The organism is Methanobacteriaceae archaeon (genome assembly GCA_029219465.1).
GTDB lineage: Archaea > Methanobacteriota > Methanobacteria > Methanobacteriales > Methanobacteriaceae > Methanocatella.
The window spans coordinates 1-12,165 of record JAQXTL010000018.1; the positions used below are offsets into that span (position 1 = coordinate 1).

General features: G+C 32.3%; 15 protein-coding genes. 8 read left to right on the forward strand and 7 right to left on the reverse strand.

Annotated features, from left to right (window positions below):
• Nucleotides 1-161: 161 nt before the first annotated feature.
• The 3 genes from PUD86_08105 to PUD86_08115 are packed head-to-tail and all read right to left on the reverse strand — an operon-like array spanning nucleotide 162 to nucleotide 2,468.
• The gene (locus tag PUD86_08105) at nucleotides 162-695 is read right to left on the reverse strand and encodes a nitroreductase (GenBank protein ID MDD6777241.1); all 534 of its coding nucleotides are present in this window, start codon (nucleotides 693-695) and stop codon (nucleotides 162-164) included.
• Complete coding sequence (locus tag PUD86_08110; protein MDD6777242.1) at nucleotides 692-1,108, reverse strand: MarR family winged helix-turn-helix transcriptional regulator; 417 nt, start codon at nucleotides 1,106-1,108, stop codon at nucleotides 692-694. The genes PUD86_08105 and PUD86_08110 overlap by 4 nt, the downstream gene beginning before the upstream one ends.
• A complete protein-coding gene (locus tag PUD86_08115) occupies nucleotides 1,098-2,468 on the reverse strand; it encodes an MATE family efflux transporter (GenBank protein MDD6777243.1) in 1,371 nt (456 codons plus the stop codon). Before PUD86_08115 ends, PUD86_08110 begins: the two co-directional genes overlap by 11 nt.
• Before the next feature lie 104 nt (nucleotides 2,469-2,572).
• Here PUD86_08115 and purD point away from each other — a divergent pair, with 104 nt between their 5' ends.
• Both purD and argF read left to right on the forward strand, forming a co-directional pair.
• Nucleotides 2,573-3,883 (forward strand): phosphoribosylamine--glycine ligase, encoded by a 1,311-nt coding sequence (purD, locus tag PUD86_08120; GenBank protein MDD6777244.1) that lies wholly within the window; start codon nucleotides 2,573-2,575, stop codon nucleotides 3,881-3,883.
• Nucleotides 3,884-4,075: 192 nt separating this feature from the next.
• Nucleotides 4,076-4,984 carry an ornithine carbamoyltransferase gene (gene argF / locus PUD86_08125; GenBank protein MDD6777245.1) on the forward strand — a complete coding sequence of 303 codons (909 nt, stop codon included), beginning with the start codon at nucleotides 4,076-4,078 and terminating at the stop codon, nucleotides 4,982-4,984.
• Between the two features lie 182 nt (nucleotides 4,985-5,166).
• Here the strand turns inward: argF and PUD86_08130 are convergent, their stop codons facing one another.
• Together PUD86_08130 and PUD86_08135 are read right to left on the reverse strand one after the other, a co-directional pair.
• Nucleotides 5,167-5,367 carry a zinc-ribbon domain-containing protein gene (locus tag PUD86_08130; protein ID MDD6777246.1) on the reverse strand — a complete coding sequence of 67 codons (201 nt, stop codon included), beginning with the start codon at nucleotides 5,365-5,367 and terminating at the stop codon, nucleotides 5,167-5,169.
• Entirely contained in the window at nucleotides 5,357-5,689 is a 333-nt protein-coding gene (locus PUD86_08135) for a DUF2085 domain-containing protein (GenBank protein ID MDD6777247.1), read from the reverse strand. Before PUD86_08135 ends, PUD86_08130 begins: the two co-directional genes overlap by 11 nt.
• Nucleotides 5,690-5,787: 98 nt before the next feature.
• Between PUD86_08135 and PUD86_08140 the strand changes: the two genes are divergently transcribed.
• The 5 genes from PUD86_08140 to PUD86_08160 all read left to right on the forward strand — a co-directional run bounded on the left by PUD86_08140 (nucleotide 5,788) and on the right by PUD86_08160 (nucleotide 10,681).
• A complete protein-coding gene (locus PUD86_08140) occupies nucleotides 5,788-7,482 on the forward strand; it encodes an acetolactate synthase large subunit (protein ID MDD6777248.1) in 1,695 nt (564 codons plus the stop codon).
• 2 nt (nucleotides 7,483-7,484) lie between these two features.
• Nucleotides 7,485-7,967, forward strand: coding sequence for an acetolactate synthase small subunit (ilvN, locus tag PUD86_08145; GenBank protein MDD6777249.1), 483 nt, complete (start codon nucleotides 7,485-7,487; stop codon nucleotides 7,965-7,967).
• Between the two features lies 1 nt (nucleotide 7,968).
• The gene (locus PUD86_08150) at nucleotides 7,969-8,496 is read left to right on the forward strand and encodes a carbonic anhydrase (protein MDD6777250.1); all 528 of its coding nucleotides are present in this window, start codon (nucleotides 7,969-7,971) and stop codon (nucleotides 8,494-8,496) included.
• Nucleotides 8,497-8,620: 124 nt separating this feature from the next.
• Nucleotides 8,621-9,613 carry a ketol-acid reductoisomerase gene (gene ilvC, locus PUD86_08155; protein ID MDD6777251.1) on the forward strand — a complete coding sequence of 331 codons (993 nt, stop codon included), beginning with the start codon at nucleotides 8,621-8,623 and terminating at the stop codon, nucleotides 9,611-9,613.
• A gap of 60 nt (nucleotides 9,614-9,673) precedes the next feature.
• The gene (locus PUD86_08160; protein MDD6777252.1) at nucleotides 9,674-10,681 is read left to right on the forward strand and encodes a methanogenesis marker 12 protein; all 1,008 of its coding nucleotides are present in this window, start codon (nucleotides 9,674-9,676) and stop codon (nucleotides 10,679-10,681) included.
• A 1-nt stretch (nucleotide 10,682) separates the two neighbouring features.
• Here the strand turns inward: PUD86_08160 and PUD86_08165 are convergent, their stop codons facing one another.
• Nucleotides 10,683-10,886: an LSM domain protein gene (locus PUD86_08165; GenBank protein ID MDD6777253.1), complete on the reverse strand. Its 204-nt coding sequence runs from the start codon at nucleotides 10,884-10,886 to the stop codon at nucleotides 10,683-10,685.
• Between the two features lie 76 nt (nucleotides 10,887-10,962).
• Between PUD86_08165 and PUD86_08170 the strand changes: the two genes are divergently transcribed.
• Nucleotides 10,963-11,106 carry a hypothetical protein gene (locus tag PUD86_08170; GenBank protein MDD6777254.1) on the forward strand — a complete coding sequence of 48 codons (144 nt, stop codon included), beginning with the start codon at nucleotides 10,963-10,965 and terminating at the stop codon, nucleotides 11,104-11,106.
• 5 nt (nucleotides 11,107-11,111) lie between these two features.
• Here PUD86_08170 and surE read toward each other — a convergent pair whose 3' ends face one another.
• Nucleotides 11,112-11,888, reverse strand: a complete 777-nt coding sequence (gene surE / locus PUD86_08175; protein MDD6777255.1) for a 5'/3'-nucleotidase SurE — start codon at nucleotides 11,886-11,888, stop codon at nucleotides 11,112-11,114.
• Between the last annotated feature and the right edge of the window lie 277 nt (nucleotides 11,889-12,165).

Genomic DNA, 12,165 nt, shown 5'->3' on the forward strand with positions numbered 1-12,165 from the left:
TTATCATCTTTTAAAACCATGAATAAAACAACCATAAATATTAATATCTATAATAAACGATTGTACTTCATAGTATATAAAATTAAAGAAAAATAAAACAATTAAAATTAGAAAAAATTGTGACTTCGTGTCACATCCTCATTTTAAAAAAAATAAAAAAATTAATCCACATAGTGGATGAAATCTTCTTTTCTTGGACGTGGTTTAGGCAAGTCCATATCCGGATAACCAAGTGCTACGTGTCCCACACCTTCGTATTTTTCAGGAATTCCCCATTCTTTTAAAAGAGCTTTTCCTTTTTCGCTACTGAATTCTTCACGTGCTCTGTGAATCCAGCATGATCCAACACCTACTGCATGAGCAGCATTTACAAGGGTAGTAATTACACTAGCCCCATCTTCAACAAATGTTGGCATTTTTCCATTTGCTAAGACAATTAATATTGTTTTTGCACCATAAAAAGGGTCAAGGTCATCAGGAACATCAATTGGATAATAGCTTCTGTTCCAGTCAGAAAACTCTTTTATAGTTTCTGGGTTTTGAATTACGATAATTTTAGGAGATTGCATTCCTAATGCTGTTGGAGCATAGGTTCCAGCTTCTAAAATGGCTTGTAAGTCTTCATCTGATATTTGCTTGTCTTTGAATTTTCTAATACTTCTTCTTGTTTTTAGGTTGTTGATGGTTTCGTTCATATTAACTTCTCGCATATTTTTTTAAGGGTTTTAAAGAAAGTTTCATATTCTTCGTCAGTTAGGTTTTCTTTTAGTCTTTCATCCCATATTTTATCATGGTTTATGACTTTTTGTGCGGTTTTTTTACCTTTAGGGGTTGTTTTAATTATTTTTTTTCTTTTATCTTTTATTCTTTCAATAAATCCCTTTTCTTCAAGTTTTTTAAGGTTTCTTGCTACTGTACTTTCATTTAAATGAAATATTTCTGCAAGCTGTTCCTGGCTTATTCCATCTTTTTTGTCTATTACAATTAAAAGAGGATGGAGGCCAAAACTTAACCCATCTTCTTTTACATTTTCGTTAATGTATTTTGCATGTTCTCTATGTATTAGTGAAATAAATGGTGCGGTTATTTCATTATCTTCAAGAGCCATTTTCTTTTCCTCTTATTAACTTTTTAATATATAGCTCAATACATGCATAACAGATTAAAGATCCAATTCCTCCACCTAAAAGCATTCCGCAGTATATTCCAAATTCTCCCATGTGGAGTGTAAATCCAAGTACATATGCAAAGATTAACACTAATACGAATTCCCTAAATGCTGTTAAGATAAATGATATTGTTCCTTTTCCAACACCCTGGAATACATTTCCTGCACTTGCCCCAAATGGAACATACAAAATGAATAAACACATAATCTGCATGAAACTTGCAATTAAAGGCGCTAAATGAGCACTGCTTTGGGAGTATGAAAATATAACTGCAATTTGATTTGCAAATACGTATAATAGTATACAAACTACTATTGAAGCTATTAATGCAACTTTAACTGCATATCTTGCTGTAACTCTTAAGTTTTCATATTTTCTAGATCCGTATGCAACTCCTGCAACAGAGATTGCTGCTGTTCCAACTCCAATAGCTGGAAGCATACCAATGTTTACGATTCTCCAACCTGCGGTATAAACAGCTACTGCAACTGGTCCGGATACAAGTGTAAGCATTAAATTTACAACAATGGTTAATGCAGATAAGATTAACTGCTCTAAACTTGCAGGAATACCTACAACTAAAATGTCCTTATACATTCCAAAATCATTTTTAAAGTTTTCACGGTTGTATTTGAGGTAAGTATCTTTTTTGATAAACATCCAGTAAAGTATTACTCCAACTGAAAATATATGTGCAATTACTGTTGCCCATGCAGCACCTGCAACCCCTAAATTAAGAGTATAAATAAAAATTGGGTCTATACACATGTTTGTTATTGCAGTGATTGCTAATGGGAGAGTTGCTCTTTTAACATCACCTTCTGCTCTAAATGCTCCTCCAAAGATTGGTGGAAGTAACATTGCAAATGAAAATGAAAAAATAACAATACCATATTCCATTGCATAACTTAAAACAGCTTCTGCACCCATTACAATAAGTAATGGTTTTAATAATCCGAGTAAAATAGCTGAAACAGCTATTGATATTATTACTCCTAAGATAAAGTTGTGAATAGCTGCGTTATTTGCAGATTTATGATTTTCCGCTCCGATATATCTTGAAATTAATGAATTACCACCAGCTCCTATTCCGTTTCCAATTCCAATAAGTATCATAAATAGTGGTGTAACGTATCCAAGTGCTGCTAGTGGTTCTGCACCAAGTCCTGCTACCCATATACTGTCGATAATATTGTTTGCCATTATTAAAAGCATACTTGCAATAATAGGTAGTGCTAATTTGTTAATCGCCTTTTTAGGGTCTCCTGTAATCATTTCTATATTTGAATTTTTTTCCATAGTTTTCCTCACTCTTGCATATGCAATTATACACTTGTATATGCAAGTGTTAATATATAAATATTTTCACAAACATAACTATAAACTAATAGGAGACTAATATTATGAAGGTTTTAGTTGTTGGTACTGGTGCTCGTGAACATGCTATTGCTGATGCTTTAAAAGATGATGTTGAATTGTACTGTTACATGAGTAAAATAAATCCTGGAATGTCCAAATTCGCTGAATATAAACAAGGCGATGAGGGAGAAGTTGAAAAAGTTGCTCAATATGCAGTTGAAAATGATATTGATATCGCATTTATTGGTCCTGAAGCTCCTCTTGGAAAAGGAATCGTAGATGAACTTCAAAAAAATGGAATTAGCTGTGTTGGACCAACCCAAAGTGCAGCAAGAATCGAAACTGACAAATCATTTATGAGAAAACTCTTTGAAGACTACGAAATCGAGGGATCTCTTGTTTATAAAGTATTTGATAATTCTAAAGATGTATCAGAATTTTTAGATGAATTCGACAGAGATGTTGTAGTAAAACCGGTTGGTTTAACTGGTGGTAAAGGAGTAAAAATTGTTGGTGACCACTTAAAAGATAATGAAGAAGCAAAAGAATACTCATGTGAAGTTATTGATAATGTAATGGGTGGATTTGCTCAAGTAATTATTGAAGAAAGATTAATCGGAGAAGAATTTACCATTCAAGCATTTTGTGATGGAGAACACTTAGCTCCAATGCCTGCAGCACAAGATCACCCTCACGCATTTGAAGGAGATGTAGGTGCAATTACTGGTGGTATGGGTTCATACTCTGATGTTGGTGGATTATTACCATTCTTAACTCAAGAAGATTATGATAAAGCAGTAAAAATCATGGAAGCTACCTTAAAAGCAATTGCTAAAGAAGCAGAACCATACAAAGGTATCTTATACGGTCAGTTTATGTTAACTGCTGATGGACCTAAACTCATTGAATACAATGCAAGATTCGGAGATCCAGAAGCAATGAATGTATTACCATTACTTAAAACTCCATTAGTTGATGTCTGTCAAGCTATTGTTGATGGAAACTTGGATAAAGTTGAATTTGAAAACAAAGCTAGTGTATGTAAATACATTGTACCTGACGGATATCCTGAAACTGAATTTGCTGGTGAATTAATCGAAGTTGATGAAGAAGCTATTGAAAACTTAGGTGCTAAAGTATTCTATGCAGCAGTATCTGCTGAAGATGATGGAATCCACTTATCTGGCTCAAGAGCATTAGGTATTGTAGCTAGTGGAGATTCTATTGAAGAAGCTGAAAAAATAGCTGAAGAAGCTTGTAAATTCGTTAAAGGTAATGTTTACCACAGAAAAGACGTCGGAACAACCGCTCTTGTAAACAAACGTGTTGAACACATGAAAGAAATTTTAAACTAAATTTCTTTTTTTCTTCTTTTTATTTTATTTATCATTATTAAATGATGATTTCTTTTTAGACTTGATTAATCTATTTGATTGTTTAATCTAAACTATCTTATTTGTTAAATACACTTTATATCGAAAGATTATAGATAACTTTAATATATATTACTAATAAATAGATATTTTTATAATATAAAGGGGATTATAATGGATAGTTTATTATCAGTTACAGACATTAAAGACGACGTTAAGTATATCTTAGATTTAGCTTCTAAGATTAAAGCAGGTGAAATGGAAGAAAAACCACTTAAAGATAAAACTTTAGCAATGATTTTCCAAAAATCATCAACCAGGACAAGAGTATCCTTTGATGTAGGAATGTATCAGTTAGGTGGAAGAGCAATTTTCTTATCTTCTAATGATTTACAAATGGGTAGAGGAGAACCAATTTCAGATACTGCAAAAGTCTTAAGCCGTTTCGTTGATGGAATAATGATTCGTGCTATAGAACATGATGATGTAATTGAATTAGCTAAACATTCTGATGTTCCGGTTATTAGCGGATTAACTAATTTAGAACACCCTTGCCAAGCATTAGCTGATATGTTAACAATCAAAGAACATCTTGGCGACTGGGAAGGTAAAAAAATCTGTTTTGTTGGAGATGGAAACAATGTATGTAACTCCCTTTTATTAATTGCTCCACTCCTTGGTATGGATATGTCTGTTGCTTGCCCAAAAGGCTACGAACCATCTGAAGAAATCCTAAAAACTGCAAAACAATACGCTGATGAAAACAATACTGAAATTGTTGTAAGTGATGATATTGGTGTTGCTTTAGAAAATGTTGATGTAGTTTATACTGATGTCTGGGTAAGTATGGGTGATGAAAAAGAAGCAAAACAAAGAAGTTTTGATTTTGCACCATTCCAAGTAAACTCCGATTTAATGAGTATGGCTAATGATGGAGCTATTTTCATGCACTGTTTACCTGCAATTAGAGGAGAAGAAGTAACTAGTGAAGTTATTGACGGACCTCAATCTGTTATTTTTGATGAAGCAGAAAACAGATTACATGCTCAAAAAGCTGTTTTATACTATTATTTGAAGGATTAAATATGACTTTTCAATGTCGCAATGAAAATTGACCTTGCAGAAAAAAGAAATGTGAGTTTCACGGCCTTTGTGATGAATGCAGGCAGTATCATTCAAATAAAAAAAGTTCCGTTTCCTGTGAGAGGAAAAAATTTTCATTGAGAAATCTATTTAATCTATAATTTTATATTCTTTTTTTTAAGTTAGAGGATTGCAAAAATTAAAAAAATCACAATTATGAATAAACAACAGCAAAGTGTATTGTTACTTCCAGAATCAGTACTTTGGTATTCTGTTTGTTCGATTATTTCTGCTTTTTTAGGTTCTTCTCTTAGTTTTGTTCCACAATTTTTACAAAATATTGCTTCTTCAATGTTTTCTTCCCCACAGTTTCTACAAAACATAAATTATCCCTCTTATAATTGTTTTCATAAATATTATTAACCCGATTCCTCCTATAAATCCGGTTATAAATCTTAATTTATTTGTACTTTCTCTTAAACCAAAATATTGTGTAAATCCATCCACACCGGTAGGTATCATTAGAATTATGGAAATTATAAGCATATTTAAATTATAATTGTGCGGATAAAAGAAATTGAAAATTAAATAAACGGCCAATCCTGTGTAAAACCCAGTGCATCTTGCACAAACTGGAAACTGATGATTTTTAATAAAGAAACTTCTCTCAGGTTTTCTGTGGCAAATATATTTCATTATATCCATACTATCAACACAATTTGAATACATTAATTTATATTCCATAATTATATATATTTTTATATTCATAATTTAAATTATAATAGATAAAAAAGGTTTTAAAAATGAGAGGCGGAGAAGCAATAATTGAGTCCCTCAAAAATATGGGGGTTAAAACAATATTTGGTTATCCTGGCGGACAAACCATCCCTTTTTATGACATGTTATATGATGCAGATATGGATCATATATTGGTTAGACACGAACAATGCGCAGCTCATGCAGCTGACGGATATGCAAGAGCATCTGGTCGTGTGGGAGTGTGTTTGGCAACTTCAGGCCCTGGTGCTACAAACCTTGTAACAGGTATTGCTACAGCATATATGGATTCTTCTCCAATAGTTGCTATTACAGGGCAGGTTCCTAGTCATTTAATTGGAAATGACGCATTCCAAGAAGCGGACATCATCGGAATTACTATGCCTATTACTAAACATAGTTTCCAATCAAAAAACCCGGATTTATTACCTTCCATGATCAAATCAAGTTTTGAAATAGCATCCAGTGGAAGACCGGGTCCAGTTGTTATTGATGTTCCTAAAGAAGTTCAGGAAGGGGAACTAACTAAATTTGATGATTCATTAATTGAGACACCAGGTTATAATCCAACTACTAAAGGAAATATTAGACAGATTAAAAAAGCTTATTCAATGATTAAAGAAGCTAAAAAGCCAATGATTTTGGCTGGTGCTGGGGTTATTATCTCTGGGGCTTGCTGTGAGTTGAAAAAACTTGCACATACTATTAATGCTCCTGTTATGACTTCCCTTTTAGGTAAAGGAGCTATTGATGAGACCGATGATTTGGCATTAGGTATGCTTGGTATGCACGGTAGGAAAGTCTCAAATGATTATATTAACGAATCTGATTTATTAATTGCTATCGGAGTTAGGTTTTCTGATAGAACTACTGGTAGATTAGACAGTTTCGTTCCTTCAACTAAAGTTATTCATATTGATATAGATCCTGCAGAGATTGGCAAAAACGTTGATGTAGATTTACCTATTGTAGGTGATGCATACAATGTATTGACTTCATTAAATGGTCTTTTTGATGATTATAAAGTATCTAGTGATGTAATTAATTGGGCTAATATGATTAAAGAGAAAAAACAAGAATTACGTCCAAGAGTAACATATAGTGATGTTCCTCTTAAACCTCAAACAGTTATTAAGGAGATTGCAGAATCATTAACTCCTGATTCAATTTTAACAACTGATGTAGGTCAAAATCAAATGTGGGCGGCACATTTCTTTGAAACTCAAAAGCCACGTAAATTCATATCTTCAGGTGGACTTGGAACCATGGGATTCGGATTCCCTGCAGCTATTGGTGCTAAAGTAGCTTGTCCTGAAGATACTGTTGTATCCATTAACGGAGACGGTGGATTTTTAATGGTTTGTCAGGAATTAGCTACAATTCGTGAATACGATTTACCAGTTATTGCCGTTGTTTTAGAAAATAGAACTTTAGGAATGGTATATCAATGGCAAAGTTTATTATACGAAGGAAGACATTCCCAAACCTTATTGGGTAATAGTCCGGACTTTGTTAAATTAGCAGAAAGTTTTGGTGTAAATGCTGCTAGAATTACAAAACCTGGTGAAACTAAAGAAGCATTAACTTCTGCAATCAAGGATAATGAACCAATTTTATTAAATGTCGTTATTGATTCACAAGAAGCATTACCTATGCTTCCACCTGGAGCAGGAATTAATGAGATGATTGGTGAATATAAACTTGAAAAGGATGTGATTTAAATATGAATGAATATCATGTTATTTCCACATTAGTAGAAGATAAACCAGGGGTTTTACAAAAAGTTGCTGGTCTATTTAATAGAAGAGGCTTCAACATTGATAGTATTACAGTAGGAGTATCTGAAGTAGAAGGACTATCTCGTATGGTAATTACTGTAAATGCTGATAAAAAAGGCCTTGAGCAAGTCACAAAGCAACTACATAAATTAGTTGACGTTATCAAGATTAAAGATATTACAAAAAATGCTGTAAAAAGGGAATTATGTCTTATTAAAGTCCATGTTCCTAATGAAAAGGCGAGAGCTGAAATAATGCAATATACTAATATTTTTAGAGCAAAAATTGTCGATATTTCAGAAGAAACATTGATTATTGAGCTTACTGGAGATATGGGAAAAATTAATGCATTTATATCTTTGATAAAAGGTTATGGAATCAAAAAGATTTCAAGAACCGGCCTTACCGCAATGGCTAGGGGTGTATAAAATGACTATATTGGAAAATATTTTAGAAGATAATAAGAATTTTGTTGAAAACTTTGACGGCGAAGAAATGTCTCACCATGCACAAAAAAAATTAGCTATTTTAACTTGTATGGATTGCAGATTAATTGACTTTTTCGAACCTGCTTTAGGTCTTAAAAGAGGAGACGCTAAAATTGTAAGAAACGCAGGAAACTCCATTGTTGGCGAAGATGCTATTAGATCAATCGGAGCAGCTTTATACAATCTCGGTGCTGAAGAAGTATTAGTTGTAGGTCACACTGAATGTGGTATGGCTGGTGCAGATGTCAATGCTTTAAAAGAAAAAATGCTTGCAAGAGGCATTAAAGAAGAAGATATTGCTAAATATGACTTAGCTGAATGGATTGGCGGATTTGATGATGAAGAAGAAAACGTCAAAAACGTTGTAGAAAAAATCAAAAACCACCCATTAATCCCTGATGTACCTGTACACGGTCTTATTATTGACATTGTATCTGGTGAGTTAAAAGTTTTAGTAGATGGTTATTAAAATCCATCTAATTCTATTTTTTTTATCAACATAAACTTTATTATATTTGAGAAAATAAATATAGTATTGAATATTTTTTAATATTCTCAAATTCAATTTTATTATATAAATAAGAGATGATTTTATGAAAATGTATTATGATGCAGATGTAAATACTGACGCTCTTGAAGGAAAAACCGTTGCTGTTATCGGATACGGTTCTCAAGGAAGAGCACAATCAAGAAATATGGCTGATAGTGGTGCTAATGTCATTGTAGGTGTAAGAGAAAACGGAAGTTCCTGGAACTTAGTTAAAGAAGATGGCATGACTGTAAAAACTATCGAAGATGCTGCAAAAGAAGCTGATATCATTCACATTTTACTTCCTGATGAAATTCAAGAAAAAGTTTACAATGAACAAATTGCTCCTTATGTCGAATCTGGAAATACTATTTCATTCTCTCACGGTTACAACATCCACTTTGGATTAATTAATCCTGCTGAAGATGTAAACATTGTAATGTTTGCACCTAAAGGACCTGGATCCATGGTAAGAAGAACTTACGAAGAAGGATTTGGTATTCCTGGTTTAGTTGCAGTTGAAAGAGACGCAACTGGAGACGCTTTACAACTTGCATTAGGTATGGCAAAAGCATGTGGTTTAACCAAAGCTGGTGTTTTAGAAACTACTTTCAAAGAAGAAACTGAAACTGATTTATTCGGTGAACAAACTGTTTTATGTGGTGGAGTAACTGAATTAATCAACGCAGGATTCACAACTTTAGTTGAAGCTGGTTACCAACCTGAAATTGCTTACTTTGAAACCTGTCACGAAGTAAAACTTATCGTAGATTTAATCTATGAAAAAGGATTTGCTGGAATGTGGAACGATGTAAGTAACACCGCAGAATACGGTGGTTTAACCAGAGGAAAAACCATTATTACTGATGAAGCAAAAGAAGGAATGAAAGTTGCTTTAAAACAAATTCAAGATGGAACTTTCAAAAAACAATTTGCTGATGAAAATGCTACTGACGGAGCTAACTTAAAAGAAATGAGAGCTGCTGAAGGTAGAAAAGAAATTGAAATCGTCGGTGAAAGATTAAGAAAAGCTTGTGGATTACAAAAAGATGATTAAATCTTTTTAATCCCTTTTACTATTTTTTTATTAAATTATTTATTTTATAGTGTGGTAATCATGGTATTTATTGGGATGGACCATGGAACTACTGGAATCTCTTTTTGCATAATGTCTGATGAAGGCGAAGTAATCGAAGTTTTTAAGATTGGAAGAGAAGAAAGTAAAAAAGGTTTGGTTTCAGCAACTGAAGAAATAATGAAACGTGTTGACTTAGACAGCGTAAAATTAATGGCTATTACTTATGCAATGGGTGATGGAATAAACCAGATTTTACCAACTGCTAAAGTTGAAAATAGAGGAATTTTATCCATTAATGGAGCTGGAAAAGTTACTGGTGGTGGAACTTCTGTATTTTCTGAATTGGAATCTTTAGATATTGATTCAATCATGATTCCAGGACTTCACAAAGATTCAGACTCATTAAATGAATTGTTTAGAGCTGCTTATTCTCATCAGGCTAGTCCGGAAAAAGTAAGTATTTGTTATAATGCTTATAAAGAAACAGGTTGGTCTAATTTTATTGTAGCAGACATATCATCCAATAGTGTGGATATTCTTATTGAAGATGGAAAAATTAAAGGTGCAATGGATGCATGTTTAGGTGCTATGGGTGTAGTTCACGGACCAATTGATCTTGAAATGATTAGAGATATTGATGAAGGCAGATTATCTGCTAATGAATGCTTCTCACATGCAGGAGCAGTTAAAATAGCTGATATTGACACTAAAGTAGCTAATATGAAAGATATTCTCTTGGAAAATTATAAAAACGGAGACGAAAAAGCTATTTTAGCTATTAATACTTTAATCATGACTGTTGCAATGGAAATTGCAGGTCTTGATGTTGTATGTGAAAACGAAATTGAAGGAATTGTACTTACAGGTTCTATTGGAAGTGCAACTGAACCGTTTAACTTTGAAGATGAAATTAACAAATATTTCAAAAACAAATATCCTTTAAAAGTAGTTTCAAAAGAATCAGGAGCTATTGGTGCTGCTCAAATAGCGATGGATGTTTATAATGGAAAAGAAGAAATATTGGGTATTGAAGTTAATATTTCATAACTTATTCTTCTTTTATACTAATAAAAATAATATTTCCGCCTTTGACGGTTTCTAAACCATTTTCATTTTCAAGGATGATGTTTAAGTAATTGTCAATTGCGATTATTTTTCCTTCGCTTTGGTAATCTCCTCTTAAATCAACAGTTACATACTTATTTTTAAATTGTTTAAACATTTTATTTACGTTATCTTTATCTTGACTCATATTCTTCAATCCTTGATTATTATACACTTATTTTGATGTTTCATCTTTATATAGTTTAACATTTATACTATATATTATGGCAATTAATCAATTAGAAAGTAATTTAGAAGCTATTACTCGTACAATAGCACAATTAAAAAAAGATGGATGCAGTGATGAAAAAATCTTAAATGAATTAAGAGAAGAAAGAGATAAAATACTTAAAGATTTAAATTTATAAGTATTTTACTTTAACCAATTTTTTATTGAGTCAATATCTCCAGTTAAATCGATTTTTAATGGAGTTATTGTAGTTTTTTGTTTATTTATTAATTCGTAACTGTCACTTCCAGGTTTATTATCTTGGTAAAGATTACCATTAATCCAATAATATGGCTTTCCACGAGGATCGTTTCTTTTTTCAACTATTGGTGAATACATTCTATCTCCAAGAGTTGCAACTTCGATTTCTTCATCTGTAGGTTTTTCTGGGATATTTACATTTAATAAGTCGATTCCTTCAGGTAATCCTTTTTTTAACACGATTTTTGCAATTTTGTTAAGCATTTTTCCTGCAAAATCAAAGTCGATGTCTACTTTTCCATTTTCAAATTTAACAGAATCTTGAGTTACTTCCTGAGAAATAGCTATTGCTGGAATTCCAAAACTTGCAGCTTCCAATGCAGCTCCTAAAGTTCCAGAGGTTGTTAATTCTGATTTTCCAATGTTAAATCCGGTGTTTATTCCGGAAATCATTATGTCTGGTTTTTCATCCATTATTTCAAATAATCCGATTGTTACTGCATCTGTTGGGGTTCCTGTTACACCATATCCAATACTTCCATCTCTTAAAACATGTTCATTTATTCTTAATGGTTCAAATAAGGTTAGAGCATGTCCAATTCCACTTTGTTGTGTTTCTGGTGCAACTACACATGTTTCGCATAAATCTTCAACAGCCATTTTTGAAGCTAAAATTCCTGAAGCAGTTATTCCATCATCATTACTTATTAATGCTTTCATATTATTATTAAGGTTTAATCTTGTTAAAATAATTTCATGTTTTTCATGTATTGTTAATTAATACTATAAAATTTAGGCATACGTAAACTTTATATATTTTAGTAAGTATATATTATTGTAGATTATATTAGGATTAATTGGAGGTTTAATTTTTTTTGAATTTTAGTAAGTTTTTGGCATTGTTAGTTGTTTGTGCTGTTTTTTTAAGTGCGAATGTTGTTTTTGCTAGTGATGTTAGTGATTTTAATGCTACTGATGCAGGTATTAATGATCATAT